This window comes from Pseudomonas sp. NPDC090201 (assembly GCF_044746825.1).
Classification (GTDB): Bacteria; Pseudomonadota; Gammaproteobacteria; order Pseudomonadales; family Pseudomonadaceae; genus Aquipseudomonas; species Aquipseudomonas putida_AD.
Map to the genome: position 1 here is coordinate 72,898 of NZ_JBIVCX010000007.1, position 17,429 is coordinate 90,326.

General features: G+C 58.8%; 15 protein-coding genes. 7 read left to right on the plus strand and 8 right to left on the minus strand.

Annotated elements, in window-relative coordinates; all coding sequences use genetic code 11:
• Nucleotides 1-617 precede the first annotated feature (617 nt).
• The 3 genes from ACIPOO_RS19180 to ACIPOO_RS19190 are packed head-to-tail and all read left to right on the plus strand — an operon-like array spanning nucleotide 618 to nucleotide 3,915.
• The gene (locus tag ACIPOO_RS19180; protein ID WP_400609040.1) at nucleotides 618-1,073 is read left to right on the plus strand and encodes a hypothetical protein; all 456 of its coding nucleotides are present in this window, start codon (nucleotides 618-620) and stop codon (nucleotides 1,071-1,073) included.
• A 10-nt stretch (nucleotides 1,074-1,083) separates the two neighbouring features.
• Nucleotides 1,084-2,436 carry a KGGVGR-motif variant AAA ATPase gene (locus tag ACIPOO_RS19185; RefSeq protein ID WP_400609043.1) on the plus strand — a complete coding sequence of 451 codons (1,353 nt, stop codon included), beginning with the start codon at nucleotides 1,084-1,086 and terminating at the stop codon, nucleotides 2,434-2,436.
• Between the two features lie 3 nt (nucleotides 2,437-2,439).
• On the plus strand, nucleotides 2,440-3,915 hold the full coding sequence (locus ACIPOO_RS19190; protein ID WP_400609045.1) for a hypothetical protein: 1,476 nt from the start codon (nucleotides 2,440-2,442) through the stop codon (nucleotides 3,913-3,915).
• A 590-nt stretch (nucleotides 3,916-4,505) separates the two neighbouring features.
• Here the strand turns inward: ACIPOO_RS19190 and ACIPOO_RS19195 are convergent.
• The 6 genes from ACIPOO_RS19195 to ACIPOO_RS19220 all read right to left on the minus strand — a co-directional run bounded on the left by ACIPOO_RS19195 (nucleotide 4,506) and on the right by ACIPOO_RS19220 (nucleotide 10,196).
• The gene (locus tag ACIPOO_RS19195; protein ID WP_337993918.1) at nucleotides 4,506-5,231 is read right to left on the minus strand and encodes an XRE family transcriptional regulator; all 726 of its coding nucleotides are present in this window, start codon (nucleotides 5,229-5,231) and stop codon (nucleotides 4,506-4,508) included.
• Nucleotides 5,232-5,664: 433 nt separating this feature from the next.
• Nucleotides 5,665-6,192: an inorganic diphosphatase gene (ppa, locus tag ACIPOO_RS19200; protein ID WP_274136284.1), complete on the minus strand. Its 528-nt coding sequence runs from the start codon at nucleotides 6,190-6,192 to the stop codon at nucleotides 5,665-5,667.
• A 145-nt stretch (nucleotides 6,193-6,337) separates the two neighbouring features.
• Complete coding sequence (locus tag ACIPOO_RS19205) at nucleotides 6,338-7,129, minus strand: zinc-dependent peptidase (protein ID WP_400609048.1); 792 nt, start codon at nucleotides 7,127-7,129, stop codon at nucleotides 6,338-6,340.
• Nucleotides 7,130-7,132: 3 nt separating this feature from the next.
• Nucleotides 7,133-7,780, minus strand: coding sequence for a DedA family protein (locus tag ACIPOO_RS19210; RefSeq protein WP_274136286.1), 648 nt, complete (start codon nucleotides 7,778-7,780; stop codon nucleotides 7,133-7,135).
• Between the two features lie 237 nt (nucleotides 7,781-8,017).
• A complete protein-coding gene (locus ACIPOO_RS19215) occupies nucleotides 8,018-8,470 on the minus strand; it encodes a GNAT family N-acetyltransferase (RefSeq protein ID WP_274136288.1) in 453 nt (150 codons plus the stop codon).
• Between the two features lie 205 nt (nucleotides 8,471-8,675).
• Nucleotides 8,676-10,196 (minus strand): aldehyde dehydrogenase family protein, encoded by a 1,521-nt coding sequence (locus tag ACIPOO_RS19220; RefSeq protein ID WP_274136289.1) that lies wholly within the window; start codon nucleotides 10,194-10,196, stop codon nucleotides 8,676-8,678.
• 285 nt (nucleotides 10,197-10,481) lie between these two features.
• On the opposite strand from ACIPOO_RS19220, the gene ACIPOO_RS19225 reads away from it, so the two are divergent.
• From ACIPOO_RS19225 to ACIPOO_RS19240, 4 genes are all read left to right on the plus strand, one after another.
• Entirely contained in the window at nucleotides 10,482-12,398 is a 1,917-nt protein-coding gene (locus tag ACIPOO_RS19225) for a sigma-54-dependent Fis family transcriptional regulator (protein WP_400609052.1), read from the plus strand.
• Nucleotides 12,399-12,578: 180 nt separating this feature from the next.
• Nucleotides 12,579-13,928 carry a UDP-N-acetylmuramate:L-alanyl-gamma-D-glutamyl-meso-diaminopimelate ligase gene (gene mpl / locus ACIPOO_RS19230; protein WP_274136291.1) on the plus strand — a complete coding sequence of 450 codons (1,350 nt, stop codon included), beginning with the start codon at nucleotides 12,579-12,581 and terminating at the stop codon, nucleotides 13,926-13,928.
• Complete coding sequence (gene ubiX, locus ACIPOO_RS19235; protein ID WP_400609055.1) at nucleotides 13,925-14,554, plus strand: flavin prenyltransferase UbiX; 630 nt, start codon at nucleotides 13,925-13,927, stop codon at nucleotides 14,552-14,554. The genes mpl and ubiX overlap by 4 nt, the downstream gene beginning before the upstream one ends.
• Nucleotides 14,547-14,837, plus strand: coding sequence for a YceK/YidQ family lipoprotein (locus ACIPOO_RS19240; RefSeq protein WP_400609057.1), 291 nt, complete (start codon nucleotides 14,547-14,549; stop codon nucleotides 14,835-14,837). The genes ubiX and ACIPOO_RS19240 overlap by 8 nt, the downstream gene beginning before the upstream one ends.
• 104 nt (nucleotides 14,838-14,941) lie before the next feature.
• On the opposite strand, the gene ACIPOO_RS19245 is transcribed toward ACIPOO_RS19240, so the two are convergent.
• Together ACIPOO_RS19245 and ACIPOO_RS19250 are read right to left on the minus strand one after the other, a co-directional pair.
• On the minus strand, nucleotides 14,942-15,583 hold the full coding sequence (locus tag ACIPOO_RS19245) for an oxidoreductase (protein ID WP_274136295.1): 642 nt from the start codon (nucleotides 15,581-15,583) through the stop codon (nucleotides 14,942-14,944).
• Between the two features lie 100 nt (nucleotides 15,584-15,683).
• Complete coding sequence (locus ACIPOO_RS19250) at nucleotides 15,684-17,408, minus strand: C13 family peptidase (RefSeq protein ID WP_400609059.1); 1,725 nt, start codon at nucleotides 17,406-17,408, stop codon at nucleotides 15,684-15,686.
• Between the last annotated feature and the right edge of the window lie 21 nt (nucleotides 17,409-17,429).

Sequence of the window (17,429 nt, forward strand, 5' to 3'; positions counted from 1 at the left end):
ATCTAATATCCTTACAAAACAATTGTTTGCATGCAAGGTGGAGCGCTTTTGATCCCCGGGCAGAGACGTATGTCAGCGGTTTTCACAGTCAGTCATGGGGCCAACTGGTTATTTGAATTTTTAATATATGAGGCCAGATTCGAGGGAATACTGGCGTCATGTTTTGGCGACTGATTTCATTACCCCGCCAATGATCGATTATGGAATAGGTGGGCTCAGGCGACCGTCGAGCGCAAATCGCTCCTGCGAAACCACCTCATACCCCCGGTGGCCGTGGCAGGGTTCATCAGCAAACTCCTTGGCTCCTGAGCTCAACGGCGAATATGCAGGTCTTCCAAATTCCTACCCCATGAACAGACCAATCGCTGATGGCTGGTGCAAACAATCTACCAGCCTCCGCAGCCGCCAAGGCGGTGGTTCGGCTTGCTCCTGAAAATAGACTTCATCGTAGTCGGTTACGAAGTTCTCTTGCGCGAGGATCCAGTCCCAGTAGGTTAGGTGCGCGCGACATCGCTGGTGCCGTGTTCGATCTCAGACCATCTCAATGCACCTAGGCTCGGACTGTTCTCGACGTCACTAGTTGTCCGGGATAACGGCATCAAAGCAATAGGATTATGGTGGATTTCGAGACCGCGAGCGACTATCGTTCACCTTTTTGTACGCTGGGAAGACGCCTGATGCCCTACCCCCCTGACCTAAAAGCTGCTGCTAGGCGGCACCTACTAGCCGCTAATATCTTAGACTCCACAGATCGACGAGACGTAGCTGGTTACCTGTACGGTATCGCGGCTGAATGCGGCATCAAAGCGCTCATGCAACAGGCGGGGTTCAGGTTGTCTCAGAGTCGCGAAAATGATCCTTATTACGCTCATTTTCCGGCGTTACGAACCTTATTGAGGAACAGGCTTGAAGGCCGCAATGCAGCTGTGCTCCGGCGGCATATCTACAACGACAATTTCTTCTCCGAATGGGATATTAGCATGCGCTATGGCAAAGGTGCGTCGATTTCAGCTCGTGCAATTGATCAGTGGAAATTGCAGGCGATTAGCGTAGTCGGCTCAATAGATACATAAGGAGATTTGAGTGTCAGTCCATTTTGACGATAGTTTAAACTTGCTGATAGGTATAATCTTAAACGAGCTTGGTAGTGAGCCTCTTGCTAGCGGGTTGGTTCTTAGGGATAGTACTGGACGGCTAGCTTTTTTTAGTTCTACCGCATTGTCCGCAATACAGCGTGAGGAGCTTTCAGTTCTACTCGTTGATTCGCTTGGTGTATATGCGCGTACCGATCAAGTGCTTGCGGATATTTCAGACTATGGAGTTGAGGACTTATTGGCCGACCAAGCCGCGGTTACTGTCACGGTGAATGGCAGTCGTCTTCGCATAATTGATCGGCGCCTCGTGGGTGCTGATTGGTTACGGGCTCCTGCCAATCAGGCTCCTCCGCCTCCAAGATTCGTCTTTTCCAGTATCAAAGGCGGTGTAGGCCGCTCGACGGCTCTCGCCGTCGTTGCAGTTGATCTAGCCGCGAAAGGGTTAAAAGTACTTGCGATTGATTTAGATATAGAGGCGCCAGGATTGGGCGCAATCTTGCTGAGTGACGATGCCCTTCCGGAGTTCGGCCTGCTAGACGCGCTGGTTGAAAATGGACTTCGCCCTTTGGATCAGACTTTTCTATCTGATTTGACTAGTCCATCTCCACTCACAGGGAACAATGGCCGTATAGATGTCATGCCGGTATTAGGTCGTCGCTCATTGAATAATCCATCTGAGGTATTAGCAAAAATTGCTCGTGCTTACGCTGAAGATCTCGATGATGAAGGGCGAGTTGTAACTGTATTGGATCAGGTTTCCGCGTTGATCGATGCCTTTTCCGATCCTCGTCAATATGATGTAATTTTGGTAGATGCGAGGGCGGGCCTACATGAAACTACTGCTTCAGCGTTGTTGGGTCTCGGGGCAGAGGTTTTTTTGTTTGGGTTAGATGAGCCACAAACCTATCAAGGTTTCAAAATTTTACTTTCCCATATGGCAAGGTTTAACAGTTCTGGAAATTTGTTTGGATGGTTGAGTCGGTTTACAATTGTTCAGGGCAAAGCGCCCGCCGAATCAGAGTTGCGTCAAAGCTTTAATGAAAGATGTCAAGATCTCTTGAGCGAAATAGGATTATGCCCCCAGCAAAAGGGTATGAGTTTGATCAGGCGAGAGATTGACAGCTTTGATGACCTACAGTGGGACGACGAGATATCAGATGACGAAGTTCTCCCTGCTGAGGAGGTTCTGCATTTGTCTTCAATTGCGATCGTTGATGATTCAAGGTACAAAAGTTTCAATCCTCTGCAAAAGCGCGACTTGATTGAAAATAGCATCTATAGCTCGTCTTATCATGAAATCATAGACAAGATTAGTAGTAGCTTACTCAGAGAACCGGAATAAAATATGGATCTTACACCTGATGATTTCCGTGCTATTCGCAACGCGGTTGCTGAGTTTCCAGGCGATGTGTCAAATGACGCTGTTGGCGCACATGTGGCGAAAATTGAAGATCTTTACGCCCCGGAAAAACATGCTGTCGCTCTTGATCCCACTATTCCTATCGTTGTCGGTTCAAGGGGCAGTGGCAAAAGTTTTTGGTCGAGCGTCCTCGGCCAGACTGACACTCTCCAAGAAGCAGCCATTGCGTATCCAAAACTGGGATTGTCAGAGCTGGTAGTCCGATTCGGCTACACGGGCGTTGGGGGACCTGACGGTATATCCCAGGAAGCAATCGATAAATATGTACCCAGCGCAGCGACACTAGAAGAAGCGAAAGCGTTTTGGTGGGCCACTATTCTAAGCGCTGCGGCACAATCTGCGGGAGCTGCAAAAAGCCGTCCCGGCAAGTTCGTTAGTGACGCTAAAGATTGGGAAAAACGGGAAGACTTACTTGCTGATCATGAGCTTCGACTACGAGGCGAAGGGAAAACGCTACTGATTGTTTATGACGCTCTAGATACGGTTGCTCGTACATGGCCGCGTCGACGTCTTCTTACTGAGGCACTCCTAGAGGTCGTTTGGGCTATGCGAGCTTTCAGATCGGTGCGCGTGAAACTATTCCTCCGCCCTGATCAAATAGAGGATGATGCCTTACGCTTTGTGGAGCTTCCTAAGCTCCGTACAGGTGCTGTACGTCTTTCGTGGTCATGGACAGATTTGTATGGTCTTTTATATTCTCGCCTGGCCTCGTCAAGCTCCCCTGACACTCGAAAAGCGTTTAATAAGCTTCTTGCGTCTCAAGACCTTCCTAAACCAAGCCGTAAAGCTATCCTGACTCGCAGATGGTCGCTTATACATGATGAAGAAGATCAAAAGCTGCTGATGATCGAGCTTTCTGGTCCATTTATGGGAACCGGTAGCTACGCTTACAAGAAAGGCAGTACTTATGAATGGCCGTTGAAGCATACCGCAGATGCGCATGCAGAAGTCACGCCTAGGAGTTTCTTAGGGCTTATGAACGCAGCGGCTAAATTCGGCGCTGCTCCTTTAGATAAGGTGCTCACCGCTGATGGAATCAGGCATGGTCTTCGAGAGGCGTCCAAAACTCGTGTAGATCAATTGCATCAAGAGTTTCCATGGATCAAAGGCGTCCTCGCCCCTCTCGCAGGGCTATTACTTCCTCAAGAAGACTACGCGGTTTTTGACGTTTGGAAAAACGCAGGAACAATTGCTGCGCTTGTTACAGATGCTAGCCGCCATAGCTACATTCTTCCTTTCAAAGAGCAAGGTGTTCATAAGGAAGAGGAGCTTTCCAAGATGCTTGAAGAAATTGGTGTCATGTATAGGCGCAATGACGGGCGGCTCGATATGCCTGATCTTTTCCGAGTCGCTGCAAAGCTTCTCAAAAAAGGTGCTTTAGCTCCATCGCAGCACCGCTAGATAATCAGCCTTCGTGCGCCAAGACTGCTTAAGGCACTCTTGGCGCGATGTCCCATCCAACAGATGCGTAACATCGGCAGGTCTGCTTGAAGATTTGGAAGCCGCCCAATCCAACTAGCTCTCTGAGCTTAACCTCCTAGGTTTCGCGAAATACGAAGCCAAAGTCGCAGCATTTGAAGGCTCCAAAGCAAGCTGTTGACGAACACACCCAACGTTTACGGCCAGCGCGGGTCCAATCGCTACGGCTGCAACTCTCGGCGCGAGCTATTTTGCGATGTATCGGAGATCGTCGGCAGCCCTAGAACTATCGCTTTTCAGAAAAAATTTTCGAGACAATTAAAAAGCCGGCTTGTGGCCGGCTTCTCGGTGACAGGTTTGGTTAGTTTTTGGCTAACCGCACCCATCCGCAAAAGTGCGCGCTGCAAGGAGGCGCTTGTAAGGTAGACCGGGCGTGTCACAGGGGACGGTGCCGGGTCGATCACCCATCCGCGGGTAGCCGATGGGTGTTGAAACGAAGGCGTGCAGGATACTCATGTTCTGCGCTGATGCCCAGCCTTGATGGGCTGCCATTTGTCTCTTGCTGTTGCGCATCAGGGCATGGTGGCGGGGTGGCGGCGGTTGTTGAGGGTGGACCACCAGAAGATCCAGCCCAGGATCTGGATGTGCTGTTCCTGTATCTGTTCGGCGCTGAAAATCTCGTCGGGGTATTCGCCGGCGTTGTGGCTGCGCAGGCGCAGGCTGCCGCCTGGCAGGCGATAGAGGTATTTCACGCGCAGCATGCCGGCGTGTTCGAGGGCGTACATTTCGCCGTCGATGACGTTGGTGCGGCCTCGGTCGACGCCGATGAGGGAGCCGTCCTGGATCTTGTCCGCCATGCTGTTGCCGACCATGGCGATGCAGATGGCGTTGTGCAGTTCGACGTCCATGGCTTCCAGGACGCGGCGGGATAACCGCACTTTGTGGTTGGGAATTTCGCTGACGGCGGTTTGCCCGGGGTTCTGGGTTTGAAGTTCGGTATAGACGGGCATGTCCAGCTCTTCCCGAACGTGGCCGCGCGCAGGAGGCGTGCGGGACATGCGATCGTGGCCGTTTTTTTCGCGGCCTTCTCCCGGGTGTTTCGGGCCGTCGCCTGTGCGCAGCCATCGTGCGTTGACGCTGAGCAGTTCGGCGACTTCCTCCATGCGTGCCATGGGGATGCCGCGTTTGAACCAGTTGTTCACGTGTTGCGGCGTCACCTTGCGGTTGGCGGCGAAGTCTGTGGCGGAGAGATGGCACTCCCGCAGAAGGACGCGTAGTCGATCACCTGATGTATTCATGGATCGAATTTTACGGACAGTTCAAGTTTGTTTAAATGAACGAAGTGTTCAAATGCGTCAAGCATCAAACTTGAAGTTGACGGTAGGGATTACAACGTTCGAATGAAGTTGTAGGGCATGTCGTTCACTGTTTCTTTTGCGCTCAACAATCCATGCGCCCGGACAAAAGTACCTGTTTTCAAAGGCGTTCCGTGAATCGCCCGATCTAGAGCCTCAAGTCGTCCGTTATCAGGTGCGATGCGGCGAAGTTTTATTGCCAATGAGCCTGCGGCGTTTTATTCGGATAAACGGCAAGACTCTGCGCACTAAACTTTAAACATTCAGCGCAAAAAAGTTGGGGAGTGATGCTGGAGAAAGGTGTCAGGGGGAGAGGCATACAGGCAGGAGGGTGCCACCTGCGAAGCGGCGAGCGCTTCGCAGGGAGCGAACCGGATCAGCCCTTGTAGGCAGCGGCCGATTTGGTGATGGCTTCGCGAGCGGCATCAGCGCCGGCCCAGCCTTCGATCTTGACCCATTTGCCTTTTTCGAGATCTTTGTAGTTCGCGAAGAAGTGCTCGATCTGCTGGATCAGCAGTGGCGGCAGGTCGGTGTATTCCTTCACGTCGACGTACAGCTGGGACAGCTTGTCGTGAGGAACTGCGATGACTTTGGCATCGCCGCCGCCGTCGTCGGTCATGTTCAGTACGCCAACCGGACGGGCGCGGATGACCGAGCCTGGTGCGACTGGGTATGGAGTCACGACCAGCACGTCGAGGGGGTCACCGTCGTCGGCCAGGGTGTTGGGAATGAAACCGTAGTTGGCCGGGTAGAACATCGGGGTGGCCATGAAACGGTCAACGAACAGGCAGTCGCTATCCTTGTCGATTTCGTACTTGATCGGCGCGTGGTTGGCCGGGATCTCGATGGCGACGTAGATGTCATTCGGCAGGTCTTTACCGGCCGGAATTTTGCTGTAGCTCATTGGGCTTTGCCCCCTTGGTTGACCATTGCTGAATCTGGCGTGCAACGCCAAAAAGTGGCCGGATTATAGGCATATTTGGTAACCGTTACCATTACACCCATCGGTCCTGGACCTTGTCTTGAGCCTCATAGACAGGCTTGCAGGCCTAAAGTGCTGCCTGAAGCGCCGTAAGCCGCGCCAGAGGATCCTGCCGGTAGAACGCCTTGAGCTGCCGATAGACGTCTGGATAGGCCTCGACCAGCAAATCCGGGGCGCTGAAGAAGTACTCGCTGGTGACGGCAAAGAACTCGGCCGGGTTTTCCGCAGCGTAGGGGTCGATGGCCGTTTCGGCGTCGGGGTCGGCGTCCAGCTGGCGATTGAGGTCATCGAAGGCGCCTTGCATGGCGCTGGCCCAGTCGCTGATGCGCATGTCGCTGTGCAGCGGAGGCAGGCCGTTGGCGTCGCCGCCCAGCATGTCGAGTTTGTGCGCCAGTTCGTGGATCGGCAGGTTGTACGCCTCCCAGCCGCCGCTGGACAGCACCCCCGGCCAGGCGAGAATCACCGGGCCCTGGCTCCAGGCTTCGCCGCTGTGCTCGCCATCCCACTCGTGTTCGATGCCGCTGGCGTCGCGGTGTTTCTGCGGGCTGATGAAGTCATCGCCATAGAGGATGATTTCGTGAAAGCCGCGATACCAGTCCAGGTCGTCCAGCGCCAGCAACGGCAACTGGGCCTGCGCAGCGAGGAACAGGCAGGACTCGTCGTCCAGTTCGACGCCTTCCAGCGCGGTCAGGGTCTTGGCTTGCAGAAACAGGATGCAGCTGTCGAGCAGGCGGCGATCCTCTTCGGCGCTGAGGCCGTCGAGGATCGGCAAACGCTCGCGCACCCGGCCCCAGAGTTCAGGGGAGACCTGGTGACGTGCCAGCGTGCGGCGCTTGAGCCAGTTGCCAAACGGCCACATGGTTCAGCGCGCTGTGGCGGAACGGCCCATGCGGCTGCGGACCAGGCCGATGATCATCGGCAGCAGCGAGATCAGGATGATGACCAGCACCAGCAAGGTCAGGTTCTTCTTGATGAACGGGATGTTGCCGAAGAAATAGCCCAGGGTCACCAGGCTGCCGACCCACAGGATCGAACCCAGCACGCTGAAACTGACGAAGCGCAAGTAGTTCATCTTGCCCAGGCCCGCAACGAACGGGGCGAAGGTGCGGATGATCGGCAGGAAGCGCGCCAGGGTCACGGTCTTGCCGCCATGGCGCTCGTAGAACTCGTGGGTCTTGGTCAGGTAGTCGCGGCGGAAGATCTTCGAATTGGGGTTCTTGAACAGCTTGTCGCCCACCGTTCGGCCAATGACGTAGTTGGTGCTGTCGCCGATGATCGCAGCCGCCATCAGCAGCCCGGCCAGCACGACAGGGTCCAGGCCGCCACCGGCTGCCACCGCGCCTGCGATGAACAGCAGCGAGTCACCCGGCAGGAACGGCGTCACCACAAGGCCGGTCTCGCAGAAGATCACCAGGAACAGGATCGCGTAGACCCAGGTGCCGTAGTTGGTCACCAGCATGTCCAGGTAGACGTCCAGGTGGAGAATGATATCGATCGGGTTGAAATCCATGTACGGCACCTGATGATGAGACCCGGTCCGGGTCAGTGGAAAGAGGTGAGGTGGGCCGCATTATAGAGGGAAGAATCGGGGTGTTGCTGGGACTGTGTGCAGATTGAAACGTTTGGTATTGATGGAACACATCTTCCGTAGGAGCGCGCTTGCCCGCGACGGCGGCGTGTCAGACGGCAAGTCGTCCCCAGCCAGATCGCCATCGCGGGCAAGCGCGCTCCTACGGGCGCGGGAACCTCAGTTGATCGGCAACACGTAGTTCTTGAATTGGGTATCTTCACGAAATCCGATGGATTCGTAGACTTTCTGTGCCACTTCGTTGTTGGCGCTGGTGGACACGCGCATGCGCACGGCCTGGGTTTCGCGGGCCATCTTCTTGGCTTTCTGGATCAGGTGATCGGCGACCAGTTGGCGGCGGGCGTCTTCGGCGACGTAGATGTCGTTGAGGATCCACACGCGCTTGAGCGAAAGCGAGGAATAGCTGGGGTAGAGCTGGCAGAAGCCCAGCAACTTGCTGTCGTCATCCACCGGTAGCGCGAGGTAGATGACCGATTCTTCGCGGCGCAGGCGTTTTTCCAGGAAGTCACGGGAGGAATCGGGGTAGGGCAGTTCGCCGTAGAACTCGCGGTATTTGACGAACAGAGGGGTCAACAGGTCCAGGTGCTCCAGGGTGGCTTGGATGATCCGCATGGTTGGGCCTCAGCTTCATTGTGCAATGCATGAAAGGGGGAGGACGCCTGGCACTGGGACAGACGGTTTCGACTTTGCCCAAGCGCTTTAGAAAGTGCAATCCAAAAGCGGAGCGAATGGGCCGCAGGCACGTGTGTGAATCAACAAAATGCGCGGCAAAAAAAACGGCCTCCGAAGAGGCCGTCATCTGACTGCTGTCACTGGATCAGAAGAAGCCCAGCGGGTTGATGTCGTAGCTCACCAGCAGGTTCTTGGTCTGCTGGTAGTGTTCGAGCGCGACTTTGTGGGTTTCGCGGCCGACGCCGGACTTTTTGTAACCACCGAATGCCGCGTGCGCTGGATACAAGTGGTAGCAGTTGGTCCACACGCGGCCCGCCTTGATGGCGCGGCCCACGCGGTAGGCGCGGTTGATGTCGCGGGTCCACACGCCGGCACCGAGGCCGAACTCGGTGTCGTTGGCGATGGCGACGGCTTCGGCTTCATCCTTGAAGGTGGTCACGCTGACCACCGGGCCAAAGATTTCTTCCTGGAACACGCGCATCTTGTTGTTGCCGCGCAGCAGGGTCGGCTGGATGTAGTAGCCGGTCGCCAGCGAGCCTTCCAGCTTCTCGACCTTGCCACCGGTCAGCAACTCGGCGCCTTCGCCCTGGGCGATGTCGAGGTAGGAAAGGATCTTGTCGAATTGTTGCTGCGATGCCTGGGCGCCGACCATGGTGTCGGTATCCAGCGGGTCGCCGCGCTTGATCTTCAGGACCTTCTTCATCACCGCTTCCATGAACTGCGGGTAGATGGACTCCTGAACCAGGCAGCGCGATGGGCAGGTGCAGACTTCGCCCTGGTTGAAGAACGCCAGCACCACGCCTTCGGCGGCCTTGTCGATGAACTCGGGCTCGGCGCTCATCACGTCTTCGAAGTAGATGTTCGGCGACTTGCCGCCCAGCTCCACGGTGGACGGGATGATGCTGTCGGCCGCCAGTTTCATGATGTGCGAGCCCACAGGCGTTGAGCCGGTGAACGCGATCTTGGCGATGCGTTTGCTGCTCGCCAGTGCTTCACCGGCTTCGCGGCCATAGCCTTGCACCACGTTGAGCACGCCTTTTGGCAGCAGGTCGCCGATCAGTTCCAGCAGGACGGTAATGCCCAGCGGGGTTTGTTCGGCAGGTTTGAGCACGACGCAGTTGCCCGCAGCCAGGGCCGGCGCGAGCTTCCAGGCGGCCATCAGGATCGGGAAGTTCCACGGGATGATCTGGCCGACGACGCCCAGCGGCTCATGGATGTGGTAGGCCACGGTGTTGCCGTCGATTTCGGCGGCGGAGCCTTCCTGGGCACGCAGCACGCCTGCGAAATAACGGAAGTGGTCCACAGCCAGCGGGATGTCGGCGTTGAGGGTTTCACGCACGGCCTTGCCGTTGTCCCAGGTCTCGGTCACGGCCAGCAGTTCGAGATTCTGCTCGATGCGGTCGGCGATTTTCAGCAGGGTCAGCGAGCGCTCCTGAACGGAAGTCTTGCCCCACGCATCGGCAGCGGCGTGGGCGGCATCCAGGGCTTTATCGATGTCTTCGGCAGTCGAGCGAGGGAATTCGGCGATCAGTTTGCCGGTGATCGGCGAGGTGTTTTCAAAATACTGGCCTTTGACCGGCGGCACGAATTCGCCACCGATGTAGTTGCCGTATTTGGTCTTGAAGGTAACGATCGAGCCTTCAGTACCGGGATGGGCATAACGCATGGTGAATATCTCCTTGCTCTTGTGATTGTGTGGGGATAACGCGCTGCTGCGCTTGATTAAAGCGTAGAGCAAAGCGCGGGCCACTGCCGTGCGGTGCCCGGTTTACAAGGGTTTTGCCGAAAAATCAGACGCTTGGCTGCTGTCGATGTGCCAGTTGCGGGACGGGCAGAGTGACACTTTGTATCGAATGTGGGACAGCTCGGCGGGCAGGCCCGTGCCAAGGATTGCAATAGAGGAGGGCCTGGAGGATGCTGGTTCGCAAGCATGCACAGGAACAACAAGAAAATGCATAGCAACCACCTAACCCGCCATGCCCGGCAAGTCCTGACATTCGCCCAGGGCAAGGCCGATCACCGCTACGGCCCTGGCGCCGACCCTTCCATCGCCCGCTCCTGGCAGCGTTGTCTTGACGACTATCACCTGGACCCCGCACAGGCCATGGCGCCCACCGTGCTGGAGCATGCCCGGGTGCTGGAAAGCCGCGAACGCCTGCAACAAGTGCTGACCATCGCCGGTGGCGAGATGAACAGCCTGCACCAGCAATTGTCGGGCGGTAATGCGGTGCTGTTGACCGACGCGCGAGGGGTCATCCTCAATTGCGTGACCCAGGACGGCGAGCGCAAGATCTTCGAGCGCGCCGGTTTGTGGCTGGGCGCGGACTGGAGCGAAGCGCGGGAGGGCACCAACGGCATCGGTACGTGCCTGGTGGAGCGGCAATCGGTGACGATCCACCGCGATGAGCATTTTCGCGGGCGGCATACCGGGCTGACCTGCTCGGCCAGTCCGGTGTTCGATCCTCATGGCGATCTGCTGGCGGTGCTGGATGTGTCGTCGGCGCGGCACGATGTGTCTCGCCAGAGCCAGTTTCACACCATGGCGCTGGTCAATCTGTCGGCAAAAATGATCGAAAGCAGTTACTTCCTGCGGCATTTCGACGATCAGTGGCTGCTGCGTTTTCACCTGCAGGCTGGCGCCGTCGGGCTGTTCAACGAAGGGCTGCTGGCGTTCGATGGCGAAGGGCGGGTGAAGGCGCTGAATCAGAGCGCGTTGAACATGCTGAGCCTGGGCCGCGCCGATCTGATTGGCCAGCCGGTCGAGGCATTGTTCGATTGTTCCCTGGACCAACTCTTGAGCCGCGCCTCGCCCGATGCAGCCGCCAGTTGGCCACTGCGAACCCGAGACGGCCGTGGTTTTTTCGCCGTGCTGCGTGGGCAGGCTCAGCCGGTGCTGAAGGGGGTTAGCGCGCTTGTTGTCAGCAAGCCGCTAGAGAAGCCTGCGTTGAGTGGTATCTGCCTGGGCGATCCTTCGCTGCAGGCCGACTTTCGTCGCGCCTTGAAGGTATTCGAGCGTGATGTGCCGCTGTTGATCAACGGTGAAACCGGCTCGGGCAAGGAAGCGTTCGCCAAGGCCGTGCATCAGGCCAGTGGCCGCTCGCACCAGCCATTCGTTGCACTCAACTGCGCCGCCATTCCGGAAAGCCTGATCGAAAGCGAGTTGTTCGGTTATCGCGGCGGCAGTTTCACCGGTGCGCGCAAGGAAGGCATGCGCGGCAAGTTGCAGCAGGCCGATGGTGGCACCCTGTTTCTCGATGAGATCGGCGACATGCCGGTGGCGCTGCAGACACGACTTCTGCGCGTTCTGGAGGATCGTCTGGTGGTGCCCATCGGCGGTGAGCCGCAGTCTGTGGATGTACGAATCATCAGCGCTACCCACCGCAATCTCTTGGGACGGGTGGAGGACGGCAGTTTTCGCGAAGACCTCTACTACCGGCTCAACGGCCTGGAAATCGCCCTGCCGGCACTAAGAGAACGCAGCGACAAGGCGCAGTTGATGGACTTCCTGCTGGAGGAAGAGGCGGGCGGCCAGCAGGTGGTGATCGACGCCGAGGCCCGGCAGGCGCTGCTCGATTTCCCCTGGCCGGGCAATGTGCGGCAGATGCGCAATGTGTTGCGCACGCTGGCGGCGCTCGCTGAGGATGAAAAAGTCTGCCATGCCGACTTGCCACTGGTAATCCGCCAGGGCGCGGTGAAGAAGGATGTCGCCGCGAACCCTGCGGATTCGCCACTCGATTGCGCCGAGCGTTCGGCGTTGATCGAGATACTGGAGGCGCAGCGTTGGCACATGACACATGCTGCCCAGGAATTGGGCGTCAGCCGTAATACTTTGTATAGAAAGCTGCGCAAGCACGGGATTGCGCGGTAGGCGTCCGCAACTGTAGGAGCGCGCTTGCCCGCGAAAGCGTTGTATCAGCCGCCTTCGATGTATCTGATGCACCGCCGTCGCGGGCAAGCGCGCTCCTACAGTTGGAATCGCTGTGCCGATTGAACTGTGCGAACCGACCCTCTCTAAGCTAACCTGCGCGAATGTTTTAAGAGGTCGGTCATGCACATTCATATTCTGGGTATCTGCGGTACGTTCATGGGTTCGCTGGCGGTGCTCGCCAAGGATCTGGGCCATAAAGTCACGGGCTCCGATGCCAATGTCTATCCGCCGATGAGCACGCAGCTCCAGGCACAGGGCATCGAGCTGATGCAAGGGTACGACCCTTCGCACCTTGAGCCTGCGCCGGATCTGGTGGTGGTCGGCAATGCGATGTCCCGTGGCAACCCGGCCGTGGAATACGTCCTGAACAAGGGTCTGCCCTATGTCTCCGGCCCGCAGTGGCTGGCCGATCACGTGCTGCGTGGTCGCTGGGTGCTGGCGGTCGCTGGCACTCACGGCAAGACCACCACCAGCAGCATGCTCGCCTGGGTGCTGGAGCACGCAGGCATGAGCCCGGGCTTTCTGATTGGCGGTGTTCCGCAGAACTTTGCAGTGTCTGCGCGCCTGGGCGACACGCCGTTCTTCGTGGTCGAGGCCGACGAGTACGACAGCGCGTTCTTCGACAAGCGCTCGAAGTTCGTCCATTACGGCCCGCGCACCGCGATTCTCAACAACCTTGAGTTCGATCACGCTGACATCTTCCCGGATCTGCCGGCCATCGAGCGGCAATTCCACCATCTGGTGCGTACCATCCCGAGCGAAGGCCTGGTGATTCATCCGACCACCGAGCCGGCCCTTGAGCGCGTGATCCAGATGGGCTGCTGGACCCCGGTGCAGACCACCGGGCAGGGCGGCCAGTGGCAGGCGAAGCTGCTGCGCGAGGACGGCTCCAGGTTCGAAGTGATCTTCGAAGGCGTCGCTCAAGGCGTGGTCGATTGGGACATGACCGGCCAGCACAACGTTGCCAACGCCCTGGCCACGCTGGCAGCGGCGCGGCATGTGGGCGTCGTGCCGCAACAAGGCGTCGAAGCCCTGAGCGCATTCAAGAGCGTGAAGCGGCGTATGGAGAAGGTCGCCGAAGTGCGCGGCATTACCATCTACGACGACTTCGCTCACCACCCGACCGCCATCGCCACCACGCTGGACGGCCTGCGCAAGAAGGTGGGCGACTCGCCGATCATCGCCGTGGTCGAGCCGCGTTCGAACTCGATGAAGCTCGGTGCGCACCGCGACGGCTTGCCGGAAAGCGTCGATCAGGCCGATCAGGTGGTCTGGTACGCGCCGGCCAATCTGGGCTGGGACCTGGCCGCGACCGCCGCGCTGTGCAAGACGCCTTCGGTGGTTTGCGACTCCCTTGAAGCCATCATCGAGCGCGTGAAAAGCCAGGCCCAGCCCGGTACCCACGTGGTCATCATGAGCAACGGCGGCTTCGGCGGGCTGCACGGCAAACTGGCCGAGGCGCTGAAATGAGCGGTCCGGAGCGCATCACCCTGGCGATGACCGGCGCGTCCGGGGCGCAGTATGGTCTGCGCCTGCTCGATTGCCTGGTGCGTGAAGATCGGGAAGTGCACTTCCTGATCTCCAAGGCCGCGCAGTTGGTGATGGCCACCGAAACCGATGTCACCTTGCCGCCCAAGCCACAGATGATGCAGGCGTTCCTCACCGAATACACCGGCGCCGCCGATGGCCAGATTCGGGTGTACGGCAAGGAGGACTGGATGTCTCCGGTGGCCTCGGGGTCCGGCTCACCCGCGGCGATGGTGGTGGTGCCGTGCTCGACGGGCACTTTGTCGGCCATCGCCACCGGCGCCTGCAATAATCTGATCGAACGCGCTGCCGACGTGACGCTCAAGGAGCGCCGTCAGTTGATTCTGGTGCCCCGCGAGGCGCCGTTCTCCAGTATTCATCTGGAGAACATGCTGAAACTGTCGAACATGGGCGCGGTGATTCTGCCGGCTTCGCCGGGTTTCTATCACCAGCCACAGACCATCGATGATCTGGTGGATTTCGTCGTGGCGCGCATTCTCAACTTGCTCAACATCCCGCAGGACATGCTGCCGCGCTGGGGTGAACATCATCTGGGCGCCGATGAATAAGAAGCTGTTTGTGCTGACCCTCGGGCTGCTGCTGGCCACGGGGTGCTCGACCGTGCGTACCCTGGATGCCAACCAGCCCGGCGCGCCGGTGGTCTACTCCGGCACGCGGCTGGACCTGTATGCGATTCAGGGCGGCTGTTGCGAGAAAGACCGCTTCGGCGCCGAAGCTCCGAAATACCCGATGCTGGATCTGCCGGGCAGCGCGCTGCTGGATACGTTGCTGTTGCCGTTGTCGATCCTGACGGCGTTGGGGGTGGGCTTCCAGGCCACGGGCGGGATGTAGTGCCTGTAGGAGCGCGCTTGCCCGCGATGGCGGTATGTCCAGGCAGCATAGATCCCGCAGATACACCGCAATCGCGGGCAAGCGCGCTCCTACAGGGGGAATGCCTACTTACCCAACCGGCGCAACTCATCGGACTCCACGATCCGCACCCCGTCCTGTTCTTCCAGCGCCAGGCGCCACAGCGCACGGGCCAGTTGGCAGGCTTCGATGCCGCCGTATTTGCCGGGAATCAGCTTGGCGATAGGCGCCGCCAGTTGCTCTACCAGGCGCTGATCGGCGCGCTCGCCCAGCAGCAGTGACGGGCGGGCGATGGTCAGTTGGGGCCAGTTCTGGTCCCTGAGCGCGGCTTCCATTTCGCCTTTGACGCGGCTGTAGAAGATGCTCGATTCAGGATCAGCATTCACCGCGCTGACGACCAGCAGATGCCGCGCGCCCAGTTCACGGGCGCGTCTGCCAAAGGCCACGACCATGTCCATGTCCACGGCGCGAAAGGCGTCTTGCGAGCCGGCCTGCTTGATGGTGCTGCCCAGACAGCAAAAGGCGATGTCCACTCGCCCGCCCAGTTCTGCGAGCAGTGAGGTGAAGTCGCCTACAGGGTTTTCCAGATGCGGATGTTCGGCCAGCGGCCTACGGCTAGGTGCCAGCACGCGGCTGACAGTGGGTTCGCTGAGCAGACGGTCGAGCAGGTGTTCGCCTGTCAATCCCGTGGCTCCGGCAAGCAGGATGTGTTGCGGCGTCAAGTACATGGTCTTTCTCCCTTGATACGACACAAGCATAGGCGCTCTAACGCAACAGACTGCCCACCGACATTGCTGGTTTCACAAATCTTTGCAAATCTTCATCCGCTCAGCGAGCGGGTGCCGGGTTCAGTCCCTTGCCGATGGACACGGTGTTGAGTGCACGCTCGGCCTGGCTCTTGCGCAACTGCTTCCAGCGCGCGATCACGCCCTTGGGCGCCCAGATCTGCGGCTCGGAGGCCTCGAAGTTTTCCTCGATTTCCCGCTGTGCAACCGTGACCTTGGCGTCGTTGAAGGCCTGCTGCAGGTCATCGGTTTCCACCAATGCCTTGCCGAACAGCGCTTCGCCGAAGTAAGTGAAATCCGCTTCTTCGGAGCAGCCGAACGACACCCGGTCTTCCCGTGAGGCGGTGATGACCATGGTGCGTTCGTCCTTGATTGCCGGGATGAACCCCCCGGAGTAACAGGCTGAAATGACCACCACCTTGTCGCGATTCTTCAGCGGCGCCAGCACCGAGGCCATCTCGTTGGCGGGCAGGTCCGACAGTTCCAGGCGAGGCTGATCCAGCACCAGTTCGTGGTCGTGGGTGCCGTGGCTGGTGAGGTAGATGAAGATCAGGTCTTCGGGGCCGCTGCGCAGGGCGAGGGTCTGCACCGCGCGGCTGATATTTTCCCGCGTCGCCAGTGGACGGTCGGCCATGTGGTCGCGATGGTTGACCAGTGAGATCTGGCCATACGCGCCGAAGCGGGTCGCGAGCAGCTTGTTGACGTAGTCGGCCTCGCGCATGAACACGCTCTGCTTGCCGTCGCCGCCGACCACCAGGCTGTAGAGTTCGATGGCGGGGGTCGAAGCCGGGATTGCGGCCAGGGCCTTGTCCAGCAGAGGACCCTGTGCGAGCAGGCCGGTTTCCAGCGGGTCGGGCAGCAGCTTGCCCATGGCGTCACGTACCCGCTGGCCGTTGGCCCAGGTGCCACTCTGCACCTGGCCATCAGGGGAGGTCAGCACGCCCGGACCGTCGTAATTGTCGTTGTCGAACTGCCCGACGTAGACCGTGCCGTCCGGCAGCTTCAGATGGCCTTCGCCGGCGAAGCGCCAGTTGCGAAACTGGCCCTGGTAGCTGGTGCCGTCGGCGCCGATCAGTTCGCCCTTGCCGGTGAAGGCGCCATCCTTGAACTGGCCCGACCAGACGTCACCGTCGGCGTTCTCGTAGCGGCCGCGCCCGTTGAGCTGGTTGTTGTGGAAGCCGCCGACGTACTGGTCGCCGTCCGCGCTGTTGAAATTGCCGGTGCCTTCGAGCTGGCCGTCGACGAACTTGCCGCTGAACTGGTTGCCTGCCGCATCGCTGCGCTGGCCTTCGCCATTGGGCTTGCCGCGGGTGAACTGGCCTTGATACTCGCTGCCGTCTTCGAGTTCCAGATGGCCCAGGCCGTCGTAAAGGTCGGCCTTGAACTCGCCGCGGTAGCTCATGCCATGCTCTTTGAGCGTGCCTTCGCCCTCGCGGCGCCCCAGTTTGTAGCCGCCGACGTAGGTGCCGCTACTGGTGGTCAGCGCGCCGGGGCCGTCGAACAGGCCATCCTTGAAGCCACCTTTATAGAGGTCGCCGTTGCTGGCGTGCCACTCGCCCTGGCCGTTCCATTGGCCTTTGCTGAACTCGCCGGCATACCAGCTGCCATTGGGGTAGTCGATGCGGCCTTTGCCTTGCAGCACCCCATTGACCACGTCGCCGCGGTAGCGGCCGCCGTCGGGCAGGCGTGCATCCGGCGGAAGCAGCGATTCGCCGTCACCGCAAGCGGTCAGCAGAAGGGTCAGGGCCAGAGGGGCAAACGCACGCATGGTAAATCCCGCAGATGAATA